16 protein-coding genes and 1 riboswitch are annotated in these 19,378 nt (G+C 73.7%); of the genes, 10 read left to right on the top strand and 6 right to left on the bottom strand.

Going from position 1 to position 19,378, the window contains the following annotated elements; all coding sequences use genetic code 11:
* Window positions 1-165: 165 nt before the first annotated feature.
* From ACFYZ4_RS08955 to ACFYZ4_RS08945, 3 genes are all read right to left on the bottom strand, one after another.
* Complete coding sequence (locus ACFYZ4_RS08955) at window positions 166-945, bottom strand: enoyl-CoA hydratase/isomerase family protein (RefSeq protein ID WP_351293060.1); 780 nt, start codon at window positions 943-945, stop codon at window positions 166-168.
* A 167-nt stretch (window positions 946-1,112) separates the two neighbouring features.
* Complete coding sequence (locus ACFYZ4_RS08950) at window positions 1,113-1,334, bottom strand: helix-turn-helix domain-containing protein (protein WP_030010789.1); 222 nt, start codon at window positions 1,332-1,334, stop codon at window positions 1,113-1,115.
* Window positions 1,335-1,718: 384 nt separating this feature from the next.
* The gene (locus tag ACFYZ4_RS08945) at window positions 1,719-3,317 is read right to left on the bottom strand and encodes an ABC-F family ATP-binding cassette domain-containing protein (protein WP_351293062.1); all 1,599 of its coding nucleotides are present in this window, start codon (window positions 3,315-3,317) and stop codon (window positions 1,719-1,721) included.
* Window positions 3,318-3,608: 291 nt separating this feature from the next.
* On the opposite strand from ACFYZ4_RS08945, the gene ACFYZ4_RS08940 reads away from it, so the two are divergent.
* Together ACFYZ4_RS08940 and ACFYZ4_RS08935 are read left to right on the top strand one after the other, a co-directional pair.
* Complete coding sequence (locus ACFYZ4_RS08940; RefSeq protein WP_384341254.1) at window positions 3,609-4,499, top strand: neutral zinc metallopeptidase; 891 nt, start codon at window positions 3,609-3,611, stop codon at window positions 4,497-4,499.
* 63 nt (window positions 4,500-4,562) lie between these two features.
* The gene (locus ACFYZ4_RS08935; RefSeq protein WP_351293066.1) at window positions 4,563-4,958 is read left to right on the top strand and encodes a VOC family protein; all 396 of its coding nucleotides are present in this window, start codon (window positions 4,563-4,565) and stop codon (window positions 4,956-4,958) included.
* A gap of 63 nt (window positions 4,959-5,021) precedes the next feature.
* On the opposite strand, the gene ACFYZ4_RS08930 is transcribed toward ACFYZ4_RS08935, so the two are convergent.
* Both ACFYZ4_RS08930 and ACFYZ4_RS08925 read right to left on the bottom strand, forming a co-directional pair.
* Complete coding sequence (locus ACFYZ4_RS08930; RefSeq protein ID WP_390783420.1) at window positions 5,022-6,533, bottom strand: hypothetical protein; 1,512 nt, start codon at window positions 6,531-6,533, stop codon at window positions 5,022-5,024.
* Between the two features lie 156 nt (window positions 6,534-6,689).
* The gene (locus ACFYZ4_RS08925; protein WP_351293068.1) at window positions 6,690-7,832 is read right to left on the bottom strand and encodes a hypothetical protein; all 1,143 of its coding nucleotides are present in this window, start codon (window positions 7,830-7,832) and stop codon (window positions 6,690-6,692) included.
* 367 nt (window positions 7,833-8,199) lie between these two features.
* Here ACFYZ4_RS08925 and ACFYZ4_RS08920 point away from each other — a divergent pair, with 367 nt between their 5' ends.
* The 7 genes from ACFYZ4_RS08920 (at window position 8,200) to ACFYZ4_RS08890 (ending at window position 16,889) form a co-directional block, all read left to right on the top strand.
* Window positions 8,200-9,486: an inorganic phosphate transporter gene (locus tag ACFYZ4_RS08920; RefSeq protein WP_351293070.1), complete on the top strand. Its 1,287-nt coding sequence runs from the start codon at window positions 8,200-8,202 to the stop codon at window positions 9,484-9,486.
* Window positions 9,487-9,532: 46 nt separating this feature from the next.
* The gene (locus tag ACFYZ4_RS08915) at window positions 9,533-9,754 is read left to right on the top strand and encodes a hypothetical protein (protein ID WP_266598020.1); all 222 of its coding nucleotides are present in this window, start codon (window positions 9,533-9,535) and stop codon (window positions 9,752-9,754) included.
* 158 nt (window positions 9,755-9,912) lie between these two features.
* Window positions 9,913-9,999, top strand: a riboswitch (cobalamin riboswitch).
* 58 nt (window positions 10,000-10,057) lie between these two features.
* Window positions 10,058-11,017, top strand: a complete 960-nt coding sequence (locus ACFYZ4_RS08910) for a cobalamin biosynthesis protein (RefSeq protein ID WP_384341257.1) — start codon at window positions 10,058-10,060, stop codon at window positions 11,015-11,017.
* Window positions 11,014-12,582: a cobyric acid synthase gene (locus tag ACFYZ4_RS08905; RefSeq protein ID WP_390783419.1), complete on the top strand. Its 1,569-nt coding sequence runs from the start codon at window positions 11,014-11,016 to the stop codon at window positions 12,580-12,582. The genes ACFYZ4_RS08910 and ACFYZ4_RS08905 overlap by 4 nt, the downstream gene beginning before the upstream one ends.
* 106 nt (window positions 12,583-12,688) lie before the next feature.
* Complete coding sequence (locus ACFYZ4_RS08900) at window positions 12,689-14,833, top strand: putative cobaltochelatase (RefSeq protein ID WP_351293076.1); 2,145 nt, start codon at window positions 12,689-12,691, stop codon at window positions 14,831-14,833.
* Complete coding sequence (gene cobO, locus ACFYZ4_RS08895) at window positions 14,833-15,432, top strand: cob(I)yrinic acid a,c-diamide adenosyltransferase (RefSeq protein ID WP_319731803.1); 600 nt, start codon at window positions 14,833-14,835, stop codon at window positions 15,430-15,432. Before ACFYZ4_RS08900 ends, cobO begins: the two co-directional genes overlap by 1 nt.
* The gene (locus ACFYZ4_RS08890) at window positions 15,426-16,889 is read left to right on the top strand and encodes a cobyrinate a,c-diamide synthase (protein ID WP_390783418.1); all 1,464 of its coding nucleotides are present in this window, start codon (window positions 15,426-15,428) and stop codon (window positions 16,887-16,889) included. Before cobO ends, ACFYZ4_RS08890 begins: the two co-directional genes overlap by 7 nt.
* Before the next feature lie 2 nt (window positions 16,890-16,891).
* On the opposite strand, the gene ACFYZ4_RS08885 is transcribed toward ACFYZ4_RS08890, so the two are convergent.
* Window positions 16,892-17,617 (bottom strand): ZIP family metal transporter, encoded by a 726-nt coding sequence (locus tag ACFYZ4_RS08885; RefSeq protein WP_351293080.1) that lies wholly within the window; start codon window positions 17,615-17,617, stop codon window positions 16,892-16,894.
* 131 nt (window positions 17,618-17,748) lie between these two features.
* Here ACFYZ4_RS08885 and cobC point away from each other — a divergent pair, with 131 nt between their 5' ends.
* Window positions 17,749-19,194, top strand: a complete 1,446-nt coding sequence (gene cobC, locus ACFYZ4_RS08880; RefSeq protein WP_390783417.1) for an Rv2231c family pyridoxal phosphate-dependent protein CobC — start codon at window positions 17,749-17,751, stop codon at window positions 19,192-19,194.
* The last annotated feature ends 184 nt before the right edge of the window (window positions 19,195-19,378 follow it).

Below are 19,378 nucleotides of genomic sequence, written 5' to 3'. Positions count from 1 at the left end.
TTTCGCGCGTGCGGAGTCGGACTCACTCCGCACCACGTTAAGCGCGGGGCCGCGCTCGCGCGCTGTGACTGCGCCGCTCGGCCGGTTCCGCACGCGCGCCTCGAACGCCGGCGGGGCTGAACCGGGCCGGCGTTCGAGGCACTGGGGCACTTCTCGGCTGTTGCGCTAGTCGGACAGCCCCGCCAGGTCCCGCAGGCGGCGGGCCTGGGCGGCGCGCTCGGCGGCGCGCTGGTCGTCGTACGGGCGGGAGTGCGCGGCGCGCAGGAGTGCCTTGGTCTCGATCACGGCGTCCCGCGACGGGGCCAGCAGGGCCGTGGTGAGGTCCTGGACGGCGGCTTCGAGCTCGTCGGCCGGGACGACCAGGTTGGCGAGGCCGACCCGCTCGGCCTCTTCGGCATGCACGAAGCGGCCCGTCGCGCAGATCTCGAGCGCGCGGGCGTAGCCGACCAGGGAGGTCAGGGGCTGGGTTCCGGCCAGGTCGGGGACCAGGCCCAGGCTGGTCTCGCGCATGGCGAACTGCACGTCGTCCGCGACCACGCGCAGATCGCACGCGAGCGCGAGCTGGAAGCCGGCGCCGATCGCGTGCCCCTGCACGGCGGCGACGGAGATGATGTCGTTACGCCTCCACCAGGTGAATGCCTCCTGGTACTCGGCGATCGTGGAGTCGAGCAGTTCGTCCGATCCACGTGCCAGATCGAGGAAGGACGGCTCGCCCTCGAAGCCTTCGGGGGTGAACGCCTGCCGGTCGAGCCCTGCGGAGAAGGACTTGCCCTCACCGCGCAGCACGACGACCCGGACGGTGCCCGGCAACGACCTCCCGGCCTCGGCCAAAGCCCGCCAGAGCGCGGGGGATTGGGCATTTCGCTTGGCCGGATTGGTCAGTGTCACCGTGGCGACCGTGTCGTCGACGGTGAGTCGTACGCCGTCCTTGTCGAGCAGAGCCATCTGTGTATGCCTCCGGTGTGCAGTCGGCCGCAAGCCCGGCCTAAGTGACTGCACAGTAACCACCCAGTCGACCACGGGGCCGACCGGGGGTCACCGAAGGAAACGTCGGAACATGTGAGCTGTGAAGCCGTTGGAGCCTTGGAGCGTTGGAACCGATGGGACCGGGGTCAGGCCGTAGCCGCCTTCTTACCGCGCGTGGCGCCTCCGCGACCGCGCAGCGAAACCCCGGACTCACTGAGCATCCGGTGGACGAATCCGTAGGACCGGCCGGTCTCTTCGGCCAGCGCCCGGATACTCGCACCGGAGTCGTACTTCTTCTTCAGGTCTGCCGCGAGCTTGTCGCGCGCGGCGCCGGTTACCCGGCTGCCCTTCTTCAGAGTCTCGGCCACCCGTGCCTCCTCATGGGAAGTGCGCTCTGGACTTCTCATGATCACCCCTCCCACGCTTCCTGGCCACCCATTCAGCAAGGTCGGTACGGCGGCATTTCTCAAGCTGTGGACACACGAGCAGAACGGAATCTTCTCTTCCGCCGCATGACTTCTGTCACACTTCGCCGCCCCCACCGGGAATCTCCAGGTCAGAGGCCGGGCGGCGGAAAACGAACGGCCCCGGTCGCGCACCTTCACGGGTGCGGCCGGGGCCGTCGTACGACGCGCAACGGTACGAGACCGTCTCACTCAGATGATGGATCACCCCTGAGCCGAATGATCCATAAGGAACTGGATCAGGGTCACCGCAGGCCCGGACCGTGATCGGACGGAGGCCCTCCGGGGTCAGGCGAGCGCCACCAGGTCCCGGTAGTCCGGGCCCCACAGGTCCTCGACGCCGTCCGGGAGCAGGATGATCCGCTCCGGCTCCAGCGCCTCGACGGCGCCCTCGTCGTGCGTGACGAGGATGACCGCGCCCTTGTACGTGCGCAGGGCGCCCAGGATCTCCTCGCGGCTGGCCGGGTCGAGGTTGTTCGTGGGCTCGTCGAGCAGCAGCACGTTCGCCGAGGAGACGACCAGCGTGGCCAGGGCCAGGCGGGTCTTCTCGCCGCCGGAGAGCACTCCGGCGGGCTTGTCCACGTCGTCCCCGGAGAAGAGGAAGGAGCCGAGCGTCTTGCGTACGGCGACCAGGTCCAGGTCGGGCGCGGAGGAACGCATGTTCTCCAGGACCGTGCGCTCCGGGTCCAGGGTCTCGTGCTCCTGGGCGTAGTAGCCAAGCTTGAGGCCGTGACCGGGGACGACGGTGCCGGTGTCGGGCTTCTCGGTGCCCGACAGCAGGCGCAGCAGCGTGGTCTTGCCGGCGCCGTTGAGGCCGAGGATGACGACGCGGGAGCCCTTGTCGATGGCCAGGTCGACGTCGGTGAAGATCTCCAGCGAGCCGTAGGACTTGGAGAGGCCCTCGGCGGTCAGCGGGGTCTTGCCGCAGGGAGCCGGGTCCGGGAAGCGCAGCTTGGCGACCTTGTCGGAGACGCGGACGGCGTCCAGGCCGGCGAGCAGCCGGTCGGCGCGCTTGGCCATGTTCTGCGCGGCGACGGTCTTGGTGGCCTTGGCCCGCATCTTGTCGGCCTGCGAGTTCAGGGCCGCGGCCTTCTTCTCGGCGTTCTGGCGCTCGCGCTTGCGGCGCTTCTCGTCGGCCTCGCGCTGCTGCTGGTAGAGCTTCCAGCCCATGTTGTAGACGTCGATCTGGGCGCGGTTGGCGTCCAGGTAGAAGACCTTGTTGACGACGGTCTCGACCAGGTCGACATCGTGGGAGATCACGATGAAGCCGCCGCGGTAGTTCTTCAGGTAGTCCCGCAGCCAGACGATGGAGTCGGCGTCGAGGTGGTTGGTGGGCTCGTCGAGGAGCAGGGTGTCGGCGTCCGAGAAGAGGATCCGCGCGAGCTCGACGCGGCGGCGCTGACCACCGGAGAGGGTGTGCAGCGGCTGGCCGAGCACCCGGTCGGGCAGGCTGAGCGCCGCGGAGATGGTGGCGGCCTCGGACTCGGCGGCGTACCCGCCCTTGGTGAGGAACTCGGTCTCCTGGCGCTCGTACTGCCGGAGCGCCTTCTCGCGGGTGGCGCCGGCGCCGGTGGCGATGCGCTCCTCGTTGGCGCGCATCTTCTTGATCAGTACGTCGAGACCGCGCGCGGACAGGATCCGGTCGCGGGCCAGGACCTCGAGGTCGCCGGTGCGCGGGTCCTGCGGGAGGTAGCCGACCTCGCCCGAGCGGGCGATGGCGCCGGCGGCGGGCTGCCCCTCGCCCGCGAGGCACTTGGTGAGGGTGGTCTTGCCCGCTCCGTTGCGGCCGACCAGGCCGATGCGGTCGCCCTTGGCGACACGGAAGGAGGCGGACTCGATGAGGATGCGGGCGCCGGCGCGCAGCTCGATGCCGGTGGCGGTGATCACGGAAATACTCCAGGGCGGGTCGGGACGGCGGAAGAGGGGGGCAGAACGCGAGCTTCGACGCCGCTAATCCGCGAGGAGATTCGCCATGGGAGACATTCTACCGGGGGTGTGCAACTGGTTTCCGGGCGCGGGCCGGACCACCCGGCGGCTCGGGGCCGCTCCGCCGCGTCCCCCGTTCGGCCCAGGGATCCCGGGGAGTGCCGGGGCGCGTACCGGGAGGAATGGGCCGATACTCACCGCAGGGACGGTCACGCGGCCCACCCGGTCCCACGAAGAGAGGGCGGTGCGGGGATGCAGTTCGACGACAACGCCAACCTGGACACCTCCGAGGTCAAGGATGTGCGCAGCAGCCGCATCCCCGGCGGGAGGGCCACGGTCGGCGGCGGCCTCGTCGGCATCATCGCGCTCGTCCTGGGCCTGCTCTTCGGTGTGGGTCCGGACCAGCTCGGACTGTCCTCCGGGGACCAGGAGCCGGGGCCGGCCGCGTCCTCCGTCAACGAGGTGCAGCAGGAGTGCAGGACGGGGCAGGACGCGAACGCGCGGGAGGACTGCCGGCTGGTCGCGGTGGTCAACAGCACCCAGGACTTCTGGCGGCAGGAGTTCGCCCGGCGCGGCGGCCAGTACAGCCCGGCGTCGACGGTGTTCTTCACCGGCCGGGTGAACACCGCGTGCGGGGCCGCCACCTCGGCGGTGGGCCCCTTCTACTGCCCCGCAGACCGGCAGGTCTATCTGGACCTCGGCTTCTTCAACGAGCTGCGGACGAAGTTCGGCGCGAGCGGCGGCCCCTTCGCCCAGGCCTACGTCGTCGCCCACGAGTACGGGCACCACATCCAGAACCTGCTCGGCACGCTCCAGCGCTCCCAGGACGGCCGGCAGGGCGCGAACAGCAACGCGGTCAAGGTCGAGCTGCAGGCCGACTGCTACGCGGGGGTGTGGGCGCACAACGCGACGCGCACCCCGGACGAGTCCACCGGGCGGCCACTGATCACGAACCTGACCGACCAGGACATCAGGGACGGGCTGGACGCGGCGGCCGCGGTCGGCGACGACCGGATCCAGGAGAAGTTCCAGGGCCGGGTGACCCCGGAGTCCTGGACGCACGGCTCGGCCGAACAGCGGCAGCAGTGGTTCTACCAGGGCTACCGCACGGGCGACATGGCCCAGTGCAACACCTTCCGCTGACTGTCGGTGCCGCCTGCCATGCTGGTGTGACGCGGGTCACCGTCACGAGAGGGAGTGATCGTCATGGCAGGCGTTCCGTCCATCTGTCCCACGCTGGTCTACCGCGACGCGAAGGCGGCCATCCGGCTGCTGACCGAGGCCTTCGGGTTCAGCCAGGTCGCGGTGTACGAGGGTGAGGACGGCTCGGTGGTGCACGCGGAGCTGGCCTACGGCAACGGCATGGTGATGCTGGGCAGCAAGGGCACCGGCGGGGTCTTCGACAAGGCCATGGAGGACGCCGGCCCCTCGGGGGTCTATGTCGTGGTCGACGACGTGGACGCCCACCACCGGCGGGCCGCCGAGCACGGGGTGGAGATCGTGATGGAGCCCAAGGACCAGGACTACGGCTCGCGCGACTACATGGCCCGGGACGCCGAGGGGAACATCTGGAGCTTCGGCACGTACGCGCCGCAGGTCTGAGACCCGCGGCGCCGTGCCCGGGCACGACGCCTCACTCCCGCGCGCGCCGCGCCCGGCCAGGGGTCAGGCGCCGCCGGTGTGGACCTGGAAGGCGGCCCGGCGGACGGCCTTGGCCAGGGCCGGGTCCGGATGGGCGGCGGCCAGCGCGACCAGGACCTGCACGGTGCGCGGATGGCCGACGGCGCGGACCTCGTCCAGCAGCCGGGGGACGGTGGTCCGGACCGCCGAGTCCAGGTGGCGGGCCAGCAGCTCGGCCTCGCCGTGGTCGGCGATGGCGGCCGCGGTGTCCACCCACAGCCAGGTGGACTCCTCGGCGGTGAGGACGTCCTGCGCCTCGTCGGGGTCGATCCCGTCGTGCTCGGCGAGCCAGAGCAGGGCGTAGGGGCGCAGGGCGGGCTCGCGCACGGTCGCGCGCACCTCGGGTTCGGCGGGGGCGCCGACCACGCGCAGCGCCTCGAAGGCGAGGCCGCGCAGCAGGGCGTCCTCGCCGCGGGCGGCCTGCAGGAGCTCGGTGACGGCGTGGCCGACGGGCCGGGCGGCGAGCCAGGCCTGGTATTCGGCGCGGGCCGGGCCGGGGGTGAGCCGGGCGCAGCCGTGCAGCATGGCGGCGGCGGACTGCTCGATGTTCCCGGCGGGGCTCTGCGCCGCGACGCAGATCTGCTCCAGCTTGACCCAGACGGCCCAGCTGCCGAGCGGGGTGAGCGCGGCCCGGGCGGGGCCGAGGGTGACGGCGTCCACGGCGGCGAGTCCGCCGAGCGCCCAGCGCAGCAGCCGGGCGAGGGGGACGGGGGTGGGGCGGGCCTCCGCGGGGCCGGCTCCGGCGGCCGCGGGCCGGTCCTGCCCGTCCGGGTCCGGGGCGGAGGCGGGGTCCGGGGCGGGGGCTTCCGGTTCACCGGGGGCGGCGGTGCGGGCCGCCGCGGGCTCGGCGTCGTACGGGATCTCGCACCGCTCGTCGCGCAGTTCGGTGACGCGCTGGCCGAGCAGGTCGAGCAGGTCGGGGACGGTCACGGGGCCGTCGGAGAGCTGGAGCAGGGAGAGGAGCTGGGGCATCGCCTCGACGACCTCGGCGACGGCCGCGGGGGCGATGTCGGCGGGGGCGGGGTGGACGAGCGACCAGGCGTCGAAGAGGGCGACCCAGCCGCGCAGTACGGCGGTGTCGTCGCGGTCCCAGGCCCGCAGCCGCCAGCCGGGCCGGGCGTGGCCGCCGTGCACCTCGACCAGGCCGGCGAGCCGTGCGCGGTCCCAGCCGACCCGGATCTGCCCGTGCGTCAGGCCCAGTTCCGCGGCGGCGCGTTCGACGTCCGAGGGCGGCAGGGCGCCCGTGGGGGCGGGCCGGCCGCCGTCTCCGGCGCCGAGGTTGCGCTCGGCCCAGCGGGTCAGGCGTACGGCGTCGGCGAGCGAGGCCCGGGCCCGGTTCGCGAGGTCGGCCGTGGCGGGGGTGCCCGCCGGGGGCCTCGGGGCGGGCCGGCTGCGTCGGTCGGTCACCGCCTTGCGTGCCGCGGCGACGGAACGCGGGGAGACGAGTCGGAGTCTGGAGTCGCGAGCCAACTGCTCATCAGGCTTTCGGGACGTCACGGAAGCAGTCTCGCCCGTCACTGGCCGAAAGCCCAAACGGAATCAGCCGTTGCCACCACCTGCCCGCGGTGCAGACCGGGACAACACGCCCGCAGGACCTGGTCCGTCACACGGCCTTCACATGACAGGCCCTCACACAGGCCCTCGGACAGGCCCTCACATGAGGGGAGTGAGGAAGCGGCGCAGGGCCTCCTCGTAGCCGGCCGGGTCGGCGTTCCACATGGCTCCGTGTCCGGCTCCGGGCACGGTGTGCAGGCCGACGAGGTCGGGGCGGGCCGCGGCGAGCCGGCGGGAGGGGCCCCAGGGGGCGAGGGTGTCGTCCGGTCCGTGGAAGATCAGTACGGGGACGCGCAGCGCCCCGGGATCCGCCCCGGGCGGCCGGCGGTCGGCGCGCAGGCCCGCGAGGCCCTCGGCGGCCCAGACGGCCAGCGGCAGCACCACGGCGGGGGTGCGGCGCGCCGCGGCGAGCCCGCGCAGGGTCGCGTGCCAGTCGAGCACCGGCGAGTCCAGGACCAGTCCGCAGATCCGGTCGGCCAGCGCCGAGCGTTCGGCGGCGTGCAGGGCCATGGTGGCGCCGGTGGACCAGCCGTGGAGGACCACGCGGCGGGCTCCGTAGCGCACGGCGTAGCGGATGGCGGCGTCCAGGTCCCGCCACTCCGATTCGCCGAGGTGCCCGATGCCGTCGGGGGACGCGGGGGCGCCGAGGTCGCCGCGGTAGGCCAGGTCCAGGACGGGCAGCTGGTGGCGGTGAAGGAAGGGCATGACCACCATCGGGTGCTCGCGGGTGCCGCCGAGCCCGTGCACGGTGATCACCCAGGTGTCCCGGGCGGCGGGCACGAACCAGGCGGGCAGCGCACCGAGCTCCCCGGGGATGTCCACGTCGGCGTGGTCGAGCCCGAGGGCGCTGCTCGGGTTGCCGACGTACACCTGCGGCGTGAGGGTGACGCGGGTGCCGGGGGCGAGGGCGCCGTGGTTGACGGTGAGGAGCTGCCGTACGACGGTGTCCGGGTAGTGGTCGGCGTCGGCGACCACGGGCCCGACCACGGCGTGCACCCCGGGTGCGACCAGGCCGTAGGTGCCCGGGCGCAGGGAGGCCAGCGAGCGGGTCAGCGAGACCCGGCCGGCGGCGGTGGAGTGGACGCTGAGCCGCTGCCCGCCGGAGAGCGGGCGCCCCGGTTCGGAGCGCAGGGCCGCCTCGGCGGCGTGCCGGCCGGCTGCGACCGCGGCTGCGACCGCGGCCGCGCCTGCGCCGAGGAGGGTGGTGGTGACGGCCGCTGCCGTTGCTGTCGCGGTACGCACGCTTCCAAGTGTCCCGTCGGGGGGTGCGGAGGGCCACCGGAGCGCCACCGACGGCCCACCGACGACTCACCGGAGGCTGACCGGAGGTGATCGCTCCGCCGGTCGCCGCATCCCCGCCGGGGACAGGGTGATCTAGGTCTCTTTCCGGGGTCCGGGCGGAGGGCCCTGTACACCTCCGCCGTGGCGCGGAGGTGTGTATTCACCCGGCTTTGACGTGCATTTATCGAGTTAACTACGGCAGAATCAGGACGAATGTCCCGATCACGCCCTCGACCAGTACACCGCTCCGCCCGAGTCAGTTCACCTTCCGTTCATCCAGGTTGCCTACGGTCGCCGAGCCACTGACGTCAAACAGAAGCCTGGGTAAATGGAGCACATAACGCTTCTCCTCGGGATCGTGATCATTACCGCTCTCGTGTTCGACTTCACGAACGGTTTCCACGACACGGCCAACGCGATGGCCACCACCATCTCGACCGGCGCCCTCAAGCCCAAGACGGCGGTGGCCATGTCCGCCGTGCTCAACCTCGTCGGCGCGTTCATGTCCGTGGAGGTCGCCAAGACGATCTCCAAGGGCCTCGTCAACGAAGAGGGCATCCAGCCGGAAGTGATCTTCGCGGCCCTGGTCGGCGCGATCCTCTGGAACCTCGTCACCTGGCTGGTCGGACTGCCCTCCAGCTCCTCGCACGCCCTGATGGGCGGCCTGATCGGTGCCGCGGTCGCCTCCGCCGGCATCGGCGCGGTCAACGGCAGCGTCGTCGTCACCAAGGTCCTCATCCCCGCGATCGCCGCCCCGCTGGTGGCCGGCATGGCCGCGTACCTGGCCGCCAAGGTCACGTACAAGCTGGGGAACAAGGTCGGCGACAAGACCTCCGCCAAGGGGTACCGCGCCGGTCAGATCGCCTCGGCCGGTCTCGTCTCCCTCGCGCACGGCACCAACGACGCGCAGAAGACGATGGGCATCATCACCCTGGCCCTCATCGCCGGCGGCGCGATCGCGCCCGACGCGAACCCGCCGGTCTGGGTCATCGTCTCCGCCGGTATGGCCATCGCGATGGGCACCTACCTGGGCGGCTGGCGCATCATCCGCACCATGGGCAGCGGCCTGACCGACCTGCAGCCGCAGCAGGGCTTCGCCGCCCAGACCTCGGCCGCGTCCGTCATCCTCGCCTCCTCGAACCTGGGCTTCTCGCTCTCCACCACCCACTCGTGCTCCGGTGCGGTCATGGGTGCGGGCCTGGGCCGCAAGGGCGGTGTGGTCCGCTGGTCCACCGCGACCCGCATGTTCGTCGCCTGGGGCCTGACCCTGCCGGCCGCCGCGCTGGTCTCGGCCGGTGCCGAGCTGGTCATGCGCGCGGGTGACATCGGCATCGCCGCGGTCACGCTCTTCCTGATCGGCTCCTGCCTGGCCATCTGGTTCATCTCGCGCCGCCAGGTCGTCGACCACCACAACGTCAACGACGTGGAGCCGGCCCGCGCCGAGGAGCCGGGTGTCGTCACCACGGCGATCGCCGCGGTCACCGTCCCGCCGACCGTCGCCGCCGCCGGCACCACCACCGCCGCGGCGACGACCGCCGAGGTCACGGACGAAGCCCTCAAGGCCACCATCCCGGCCGCGACGCAGACCGAGGCGGCTCCGGCCGCCGCGGTCTGACCGAGACAGACACACCCAGAGACCCGGACATTCAGAAAGCGGCAGTATGAAGATCGACTGGGAAGCGCTCGGCTCCGTCTTCGGGGTCAGCCTCTTCGCCACCGTCGCCCTCGTGGCCCTCTTCACCCTGGGCCTGGTGGGCCTGTCCAAGCACGAGACCGCCACCGAGCAGGGCGGCACCGCCACCCTCGCCCGCAGCGGCGCGTACGCCTGCTTCGCGGTCATCACCGCAGCCGTGGGCTACGGGATCTACCTGATCGTCGCCTGACCCGCCGCCCCGCGGCCGACCAGGCGCGAAGGCTCCCTCCGGGTTTGTCCCGGAGGGAGCTTTTCGCATCCCGCGCCCCTGCCGCGCCGCAGGTCAACGGCGAGTTGACGGGCCTTCTCGGTGCGTGGTGGACTGCCCGAGCCAATACGGCGGCATGGAGAGGAAGTCCGGTGCGAATCCGGCGCGGTCCCGCCACTGTCACCGGGGAGCGCACGCCGCGCGTGCGCCCCGGGAGCCAGGAACTCTCGCCGCCGGACACGTCGAACCAGGGCGCGGACCCTGAGTGAGGACATACCTGCCACCATGCGTGCCGATCGCGTCTTCGCGTACGGCGCCACGGCGGGCCTGATCGGCGACCGGATCCTCGGTGATCCCCGCCGAGGGCACCCCGTGGCCGCCTTCGGACGGGCCGCCGCCGCCGTCGAACGCGCCCTGTGGCGCGACGACCGCGCCCGCGGCCTCCTGCACACGCTGGTGTGCGCCGGAGGCGCGGCCGCCGTGGGTGCGCTGGGCGCCCGCGCCGTGCGCTCCCGGCCCGCTGCCACCCGTATCGCCCTGACCGCGGCCGCCACCTGGGCCGTCGTGGGCGGCACCTCGCTGGGCCGGGAGGCCCGCGCCATCGGCGGGGCGCTCGCTGCCGGGGACACCGAGGTGGCCCGGGAGCGGCTCCCGCACCTGTGCGGGCGCGACCCGCAGTCCCTGGACGGGCAGCAGATGGCCCGCGCCGTCGTGGAGTCGGTCGCGGAGAACACCTCCGACGCGGTGGTCGGGGCCCTGGTGTGGGGCGCCGTCGGCGGCGTCCCCGGCCTGCTGGCCTTCCGCGCCGTGAACACCCTGGACGCGATGGTCGGCCACAAGTCCCCCCGCTACCTGCGCTACGGCTGGGCCTCCGCCCGGCTCGACGACCTGGCCGGCTGGCCGGGGGCCCGGCTCACGGCGGCCGCGGCCGTACTGGCCGGTCCCGACCGGCGGGGAGCCGTACGCGCCTGGCGCGCGGACGCCGCAGCGCACCCGAGCCCGAACGCCGGGCCCGTCGAGGCCTCCTTCGCGGGAGCGCTCGGCGTACGGCTGGGCGGCACCCTCGCGTACGGCGGCCGTGTCGAGCACCGGGCGGTGCTGAACGGCGGGGCCGGCCGGCCGGTGGAGGTCGCGGACATCGAGCGGGCGGTACGGCTGTCGCGACAGGTGACCTGGCTGGCGCTCGGGGCCTGTGTGGCCGCCCGGACGCTGGTCTCCGGCAGGACGAGGAAGGGACGTCGATGAGCGGCGCGAAGCTCGGCGGCGGACTCCTGGTCGCCGGTACCACGTCGGACGCCGGCAAGAGCGTGGTCACGGCGGGCATCTGCCGCTGGCTGGCCCGCCAGGGCGTGAAGGTGGCGCCGTTCAAGGCGCAGAACATGTCGCTCAACTCCTTCGTGACGCGGGAGGGCGCCGAGATCGGGCGCGCGCAGGCCATGCAGGCCCAGGCGGCCCGCGTGGAGCCCACCGCGCTGATGAACCCGGTGCTGCTCAAGCCCGGCAGCGACCAGAGCAGCCAGGTGGTGCTGCTGGGCAAGCCGGTGGGCGAGATGAGCGCCCGCGGGTTCTTCGGGGTGGCTGGGGGGCCTGGGGGGTCGTCCCCCGGGAAGGCGCTGCACGGCGGCCGACGGGAGCAACTGCTCGGCATCGTCACGGACTGCCTGGAGCAGCTGCGGGGCACGTATGACGCCGTGATCTGCGAGGGGGCGGGCAGTCCGGCCGAGATCAACCTGCGCCGGACCGACATCGTGAACATGGGCATCGCGCGGGCTGCCCGGTTCCCGGTGGTCGTGGTCGGGGACATCGACCGGGGCGGGGTCTTCGCGTCCTTCTTCGGGACGACGGCGCTGCTGTCGCCGGAGGACCAGTCGCTGATCGCCGGATACATGGTCAACAAGTTCCGCGGCGACGTGTCGCTGCTGGAGCCCGGCATGGAGATGCTCCGCGGGCTGACGGGGCGGGCGACCTACGGTGTCCTGCCGTTCCGGCACGGGCTGGGCATCGACGAGGAGGACGGGCTGCGGGTGTCCCTGCGGGGCGCCGTACGGGAGTCCGTGGTGGCGCCGCCCGTGGGCGAGGACGTGCTGCGGGTCGCGGTGTGCGCGGTGCCGCTGATGTCGAACTTCACGGACGTCGACGCGCTCGCGGCGGAGCCCGGGGTCGTGGTGCGGTTCGTGGACCGGGCCGAGGAGCTGGCCGACGCGGACCTGGTCGTCGTACCCGGCACCCGGGGCACGGTGAAGGCCCTGACCTGGCTGCGCGAACGCGGGCTCGCGGACGCGCTGCTGCGGCGCGCCGCGGAGGGCCGGCCGGTCCTGGGCATCTGCGGCGGGTTCCAGGTGCTGGGCGAGCGGATCTCGGACGAGGTCGAATCGCGGGCGGGCGAGGTCGACGGCCTCGGGCTGCTGCCCGTACGCGTCCGCTTCGAGCGGGAGAAGACCCTGGCGCGGCCGGTGGGCTCGGCGCTCGGGGAACCGGTCGAGGGGTACGAGATCCACCACGGGGTCGCCGAGGTCCTCGGCGGGGAGCCCTTCCTGGACGGCTGCCGGGTCGGGTCGGTGTGGGGAACCCACTGGCACGGCTCGCTGGAGTCGGACGGTTTCCGCCGCGCGTTCCTCCGTGAGGTGGCTTCTGCGGCCGGGCGCCGCTTCGTGCCCGCCCCGGACACCTCGTTCGCCTCCCTCCGGGAGGAGCAGCTGGACCTGCTGGGCGACCTGATCGAAGAACACGCCGACACCGCTGCGCTGCTGCGGCTCATCGAGGACGGAGCCCCTGCGGGCCTGCCCTTCCTTCCGCCGGGCGCGCCATGACGTGCCGCCGGGCCTGCAAGATCCAGCCCCGCCGGCGATTGAGGCGCGGGGTCCGGGGCGGAGCCCCGGCAACGGTCCGCACCATCTTCCAAGGAGTGAGCAACGCATGAGCACGCCCTACCCGTTCACCGCAGTGGTCGGCCAAGCCGACTTGCGGCTGGCGCTCCTGCTCAACGCCGTGAGCCCGGCGGTCGGTGGTGTGCTCGTGCGCGGCGAGAAGGGGACCGCCAAGTCCACCGCCGTCCGCGCGCTGTCGACGCTGCTGCCGCAGGTCGACGTCGTGCCCGGCTGCCGGTTCTCGTGCGCGCCCACCGCACCCGACCCGGCCTGCCCCGACGGCCCGCACGAGCCCGGCCCCGGCCGCGCCCGGCCCGCCCGCATGGTCGAGCTGCCGGTCGGCGCCTCCGAGGACCGCCTGGTCGGCGCCCTCGACATCGAGCGGGCCCTCGCCGAGGGCGTGAAGGCCTTCGAGCCCGGCCTCCTCGCCGACGCCCATCGCGGGATCCTCTACGTCGACGAGGTCAACCTCCTCCACGACCACCTGATCGACCTGCTGTTGGACGCCGCCGCGATGGGCGCCTCGTACGTGGAGCGCGAGGGCGTCTCCGTCCGGCACGCGGCCCGCTTCCTGCTCGTCGGCACGATGAACCCCGAGGAGGGCGAGCTGCGCCCGCAGCTGCTCGACCGCTTCGGGCTGACGGTCGAGGTCGCCGCCTCCCGCGAGCCCGCCCAGCGGGTGGAGGTCGTGCGCCGCCGGCTCGCGTACGAGGACGATCCCGCGGGCTTCGCCACCCGCTGGGCCGGGGACGAGAACGAGGTCCGCGCCCGGGTGGTGGCCGCGCGGGCCCTGCTCCCGCAGGTCGTGCTCGGGGACACGGCGCTGCTGCAGATCGCGGCGACCTGCGCCGGCTTCGAGGTCGACGGCATGCGGGCCGACATCGTGATGGCGCGCACCGCGACCGCGCTGGCCGCCTGGGCCGGCCGGACCTCCGTACGGAAGGAGGACGTCCGGCAGGCAGCGCTGCTGGCGCTCCCCCACCGGCGGCGGCGCAATCCCTTCGACGCGCCCGGGCTCGACGAGGACATGCTCGACCGGATCCTGGACGAGTTCCCCGACGAGGAACCCGAGCCCGACCCGGATCCGGAGCCCGGCCGGAACCCGGACCCGGACGCCGATCCGGATTCCGAGGGCCCGGACGACGGCGGTGGCCCCGACGGCGGTGGCGGGGTGCCCCCGCAGAGCGGCGGCCCCCAGGGCTCGGACGCCCCGGCGGACTCCACCGACACCGGCGGACCCACCGAGGCCCCCGGCGAGGCCCCCTCGGACGCCCCCGAGTCCCCGCAGCCCTCCGCCCAGGAGAACGGCGGGCCCGAGCAGGCCGCCGTACGGGCCGCAGAGCCGTTCCGGACCAAGATGCTGAGCGTGCCGGGGCTCGGCGAGGGCGCGGCCGGACGGCGTTCGCGCGCCCGCACCGCCCACGGCCGGACCACGGGCGCCCAGCGCCCCCGCGGCCACCTGACGAAGCTGCACCTGATGGCCACCGTGCACGCGGCCGCCCCGCACCAGAGGGCCCGCGGCCGGGACGGGCGCGGGCTGGTCATCCGCAAGGACGACCTGCGCCAGGCCACGCGGGAGGGCCGCGAGGGCAACCTCGTCCTCTTCCTCGTCGACGCCTCCGGCTCCATGGCCGCCCGGCAGCGCATGAGCGCGGTCAAGGGCGCCGTGCTGTCGCTGCTCCTGGACGCCTACCAGCGCCGGGACAAGGTCGGCCTGATCACCTTCCGGGGGGCCACGGCCGAGCTGGCGCTGCCCCCGACCTCCTCGGTGGACGCGGCCGCGGCCCGGCTGGAGCAGCTGCCGACGGGCGGCCGCACCCCGCTGGCCGCCGGGCTGCTGAAGGCCCACGAGGTGCTGCGGATCGAACGGCTCAGGGACCCCTCCCGCCGGCCGCTGCTCGTCGTCGTCACCGACGGCCGGGCCACTTCGGCCGGGACGGCCGCGGGCCGGACGGACAGCACCCCGCGGGAGCTCGCGGGGCGCAGCGCGCGGCTGCTGCAGGCGGGGGGCGTCGCCTCGGTGGTCGTGGACTGCGAGTCCGGGCCGGTCCGGCTGGGGCTGGCCGGCGTACTGGCCGCCGACCTCGGCGGGCCCGCCGTCACGCTCGACGGACTGCGGGCCGACTCGCTGGCCGGGCTCGTGAAGAACGTACGTACCGCAGTGACATCCGACAGCAACAGGAGGGCCGCGTAATGCCTCAGGGACAGCCGTCCGTCGTTCCGGACGACGGACTCACCACGCGCCAGCGCCGCAACCGTCCGCTCGTGTTCGTGCACACGGGTCCCGGCAAGGGCAAGTCCACGGCGGCGTTCGGACTGGCGCTGCGCGCCTGGAACCAGGGCTGGTCGATCGGGGTGTTCCAGTTCGTCAAGTCGGCGAAGTGGAAGGTCGGCGAGGAGAACGCGCTCAAGGTGCTCGGCGCCTCCGGCGAGGGCGGCGCGGTCGCCTGGCACAAGATGGGCGAGGGCTGGTCCTGGGTCCAGCGGGACGCGCAGCTCGACAACGAGCAGGCGGCCAAGGAGGGCTGGGAGCAGGTCAAGCGCGATCTGGCCGCCGAGACGCACAAGCTGTACGTGCTCGACGAGTTCGCGTACCCGATGCACTGGGGCTGGATCGACGTCGACGAGGTCATCGAGGTGCTGCGCAACCGTCCCGGTACGCAGCACGTGGTGATCACGGGCCGCAACGCGCCGGAGAAGCTGGTGGAGTTCGCGGACCTCGTCACCGAGATGACCAAGGTCAAGCACCCGATGGACACGGGGCAGAAGGGCCAGAAGGGCATCGAGTGGTGACTTCGTTCCACATTCCCCGGCTGGTCATCGCCGCGCCCTCGTCCGGCAGCGGCAAGACCACCGTCGCCACGGGCCTGATGGCGGCCTTCTCGGAGCGCGGCCTCGCCGTGTCCCCGCACAAGGCCGGGCCCGACTACATCGACCCGGGCTACCACGCGCTGGCCACCGGCCGGCCGGGGCGCAACCTCGACGCCTTCATGTGCGGGCCGGAGCTGGTCGCTCCGCTGTTCGCGCACGCGGCGGCCGGGTGCGATCTCGCCGTGGTCGAGGGCGTGATGGGGCTCTACGACGGGGCCGCGGGCCGGGGCGAACTGGCGTCGACGGCGCAGGTCGCGAAGTTGCTGCGGGCGCCGGTGGTGCTGGTGGTCGACGCCTCCTCGCAGTCGCGTTCGGTGGCGGCGCTCGTCCACGGCTTCGCGTCGTTCGACCCGCAGGTGCGGCTGGGGGGCGTGATCCTGAACAAGGTCGGCTCCGACCGGCACGAGGTGATGCTGCGGGAGGCGCTGGAGGAGGCGGGGATGCCGGTGCTCGGCGTCCTGCGGCGGGCTCCACAGGTGGCCACCCCCTCGCGCCACCTGGGCCTGGTGCCGGTGGCGGAGCGCCGCGCGGATGCCGTGGCCGCCGTGGCGGCGCTGGCCGAGCAGGTCAGGGCGGGCTGCGACCTGGACGCCCTGATGGCCCTGGCCCGCACGGCCTCGTCCCTGGCCTGCGAGGCCTGGTCTCCGGCTACTGCGCTAACGCGCAGCCGGGGCGCCGCCCCAGACCCCGCTCCTCAAACGCCGGAGGGGCTGGAAACTTCAGCCTCGCCGGCGTTTGAGGCGCGGGGGTTCGGGGGCAGCGCCCCCGGCATGCGACCGCTCGTCGCCGTCGCGGGCGGACCGGCGTTCACGTTCTCCTACGCCGAGCACGCGGAGCTCCTCACCGCCGCCGGGGCGGACGTGGTCACCTTCGACCCGCTCAGGGACGAGGCACTGCCCGAGGGAACCACCGGCCTGGTGATCGGCGGCGGCTTCCCCGAGGTGTACGCGCCGGAGCTGTCCGCCAACGAACCGCTCCGCAAGGCCGTGGCCCGCTTCGCCGAGGCCGGCGGCCCGGTGGCCGCCGAGTGCGCCGGGCTGCTGTACCTCGCGCGGTCGCTGGACGGCAAGCCCATGTGCGGGGTGCTCGACGCCGACGCCCGGATGTCGGAGCGGCTCACCCTCGGCTACCGCGAGGCGGTCGCCGTGTCGGACAGCGCGCTCGCCGTCAACGGCACCCGGCTGCGCGGGCACGAGTTCCACCGGACGGTGATCGAGCCGGGCGCCGGGGCCACGCCGGCGTGGGGGTTCACGCACCCCGAACGCCGGGTCGAGGGCTTCGTACAGCAGGGCGTGCACGCCAGCTACCTGCACACGCACTGGGCGGCGGAGCCGTCCGTCGCGCTCCGCTTCGTCGAGGCGGCGGCGGCCCGGCCGTGAGTTCAGTCCGCGATGCCCACCACGAGCCAGATCCCGGCCACCCCGCCCACCGTGCACATCAGCGTGGACAGGGCGGGGTGCTTGTGGTGGGCCTCGGGCAGGATCTCGGCGGCCGCGAGGTAGAGCAGGACACCGCCGAAGAACCCGAGGTACGCGCCGAGAGGTTCCTCCGGAAGGGTGAACAGCAGAGTGGACGCCGCGCCGACGACCGGGGCGACGGCGTCCGCGAACAGCATCATCAGGGCCTTGCGGCGGTCGTTCCCGTAGAGCCGGGTGAGCGTGTACGTGTTGAACCCGTCGGCGAAGTCGTGGGTGATGACGGCCAGCGCCACGGCCACGCCCATCCCGCCGCCGACCTGGAAGGCCGCGCCCAGGGCCACCCCGTCGGCGAGGCTGTGGCCGACCATCGCCGCGGCCGCGGTGAGCCCGACCTGCGGGACGCGGGCGCCGTCCTCGGCGCCGTGCGCGGCCTGGCGGACCGCCAGGAGCCGCTCCACGACGTGGGCGACCAGGAATCCGCCCACGAAGAGCAGCAGGGCGAGCGGCACGCCGAACACCTCGTCGCCGGCCGCGTGGAGGGACTCCGGGAGCAGGTCGAGGCCGACGACCCCGAGCATCAGCCCGCCGGCCAGGCCCAGCACGAGGTGGCGGCGGTCGGTGACGCGCTGCGCCGCCCATCCGCCCGCCAGGGTCATCAGGAACGCACCCAACGCCACGATCACGGCCATGTGCCCCTGAATACAGACTCCGCGCCCCGTGCGCACTTCCGCGCGCGGGTGGCGGGCATCGGAGTGTTGACGACGTACCGCTGCCGGTGACGTACGGGTGCCGGCGACGTGCCGGTGAGGTGAGGGTGACGATGACTACGGAGGGAGGACTCCCGGTGGGCGATTACACGACGCGTCTGGTGGTCGGGGTCGGCGGACGCGCGGGGGTGTCCGTCGCGGAGGTCTGCGCCCTGATCGAGGAGACGCTGCGGGGGGCCGGGCTGACCGTGGAGGCGGTGACGGCCCTGGCCACGGTGGAGTCGAAGGTGGGCGAGGCGGGGATCGCGGGTGCGGCGGAACGTTTCGGCGTACCCCTCGTCGGCTATCCCGCCGAACAACTGGCCGCGATCAGCGTGCCGCACCCCTCGGACACGGTGCGCACCGCCGCCGGGACCCCCTCGGTGGCGGAGGCCGCGGCCCTCGCGACGGGCGGGGAACTCCTCGTGCCCAAGCGGCGGTCGGTGGCGGCCACCTGCGCGGTGGCCACGGCGCAGGCGCACGACCTGCGCCACCACGGGGACGCCGAGGTGGTCGACGCGGGCGCCTCGCTGGTGGACCTCGCGGTCAACGTACGGGCGGACACCCCGCCGGCCTGGCTCAAGCAGCGGATCGCCGCCTCCCTCGGGGACCTCGCCGCCTACCCCGACGGCCGGGCGGCCCGCGCGGCCGTGGCGGCCCGGCACGGGCTGCCGGTCGAACGGGTGCTGCTGACGGCGGGGGCCGCGGAGGCCTTCGTCCTGATCGCGCGGGCGCTGGGCGCCGTACGGCCGGTGGTGGTGCATCCGCAGTTCACCGAGCCGGAGGCGGCCCTGCGGGACGCGGGGCACCGGGTGGAGCGGGTGGTGCTGCGGGCGGCGGACGGGTTCCGGCTGGACCCGGCGGCGGTGCCCGAAGAGGCGGACCTGGTGGTGATCGGCAACCCGACCAACCCGACGTCCGTCCTGCACCCGGCGGCGACGCTGGCCGCGCTGGCCCGGCCGGGCCGGATCCTGGTGGTGGACGAGGCGTTCATGGACGCCGTCCCGGGCGAACGGGAGGCCCTGGCCGGACGGATGGACCTGCCGGGGCTGGTGGTGCTGCGGAGCCTGACGAAGACCTGGGGGCTGGCGGGACTGCGGATCGGCTACGTACTGGCCGAGCCGGAGGTCATCGCGAAGCTGGCGGCCGCGCAGCCGCTGTGGCCGGTTTCGACCCCGGCCCTGGTGGCGGCCGAGGCCTGTGTGGCTCCGGCAGCGCTGGCCGAGGCGGAGGAGGCGGCGCGGCGGATCGCGGTGGACCGGGCCCATCTGCTGGCCGGGCTCGCGGAGTTCGACGAGGTGACGGTCGTGGGGGTGGCGGAGGGGCCGTTCGTGCTGATCCGGGTGGCGGGGGCCGCGGAGGTCCGCACCCGGCTGCGCGCCCTCGGCTTCGCCGTCCGCCGCGGGGACACCTTCCCGGGGCTGGACCGCTCCTGGCTGCGGCTGGCGGTCCGGGACCGGGTGACGACGGGCCGGCTGCTCCAGGCCCTGGACCACGCCCTTGCGCTCGCCGCGCGCTGAACCGGGGCCGCGGGGGCTCCGGCCGGGCCAGACGGCTGGGGCCGGGCCGGTGCCGGGGTGGGGTGTCGTCCGGGACGGGCTTCGATGTTCGGCGCCCGATCCGCATCCGAGCCGCCGGGCGGTACCCGGCGCCGAAGTCATCTCGTTTTAGTCCCGGCCGACACCCCACCCCGGCACCGACCCG

The organism is Streptomyces sp. NPDC001513, from assembly GCF_042894695.1.
Lineage (GTDB): Bacteria > Actinomycetota > Actinomycetes > Streptomycetales > Streptomycetaceae > Streptomyces.
This window is presented reverse-complemented; position numbering and strand designations above follow the sequence as displayed.

Excerpts from the sequence above, each read along its gene's own strand:
- cobC (WP_390783417.1), top strand. The coding sequence starts at position 17,749 with ATGACTACGGAGGGAGGACTCCCGGTGGGCGATTACACGACGCGTCTG.
- cobO (WP_319731803.1), top strand. The coding sequence starts at position 14,833 with ATGCCTCAGGGACAGCCGTCCGTCGTTCCGGACGACGGACTCACCACG.
- ACFYZ4_RS08905 (WP_390783419.1), top strand. The coding sequence starts at position 11,014 with ATGAGCGGCGCGAAGCTCGGCGGCGGACTCCTGGTCGCCGGTACCACG.
- ACFYZ4_RS08940 (WP_384341254.1), top strand. The coding sequence starts at position 3,609 with ATGCAGTTCGACGACAACGCCAACCTGGACACCTCCGAGGTCAAGGAT.
- ACFYZ4_RS08910 (WP_384341257.1), top strand. The coding sequence starts at position 10,058 with ATGCGTGCCGATCGCGTCTTCGCGTACGGCGCCACGGCGGGCCTGATC.
- ACFYZ4_RS08885 (WP_351293080.1), bottom strand. The coding sequence starts at position 17,617 with ATGGCCGTGATCGTGGCGTTGGGTGCGTTCCTGATGACCCTGGCGGGC.
- ACFYZ4_RS08900 (WP_351293076.1), top strand. The coding sequence starts at position 12,689 with ATGAGCACGCCCTACCCGTTCACCGCAGTGGTCGGCCAAGCCGACTTG.
- ACFYZ4_RS08920 (WP_351293070.1), top strand. The coding sequence starts at position 8,200 with ATGGAGCACATAACGCTTCTCCTCGGGATCGTGATCATTACCGCTCTC.
- ACFYZ4_RS08935 (WP_351293066.1), top strand. The coding sequence starts at position 4,563 with ATGGCAGGCGTTCCGTCCATCTGTCCCACGCTGGTCTACCGCGACGCG.
- ACFYZ4_RS08955 (WP_351293060.1), bottom strand. The coding sequence starts at position 945 with ATGGCTCTGCTCGACAAGGACGGCGTACGACTCACCGTCGACGACACG.
- ACFYZ4_RS08915 (WP_266598020.1), top strand. The coding sequence starts at position 9,533 with ATGAAGATCGACTGGGAAGCGCTCGGCTCCGTCTTCGGGGTCAGCCTC.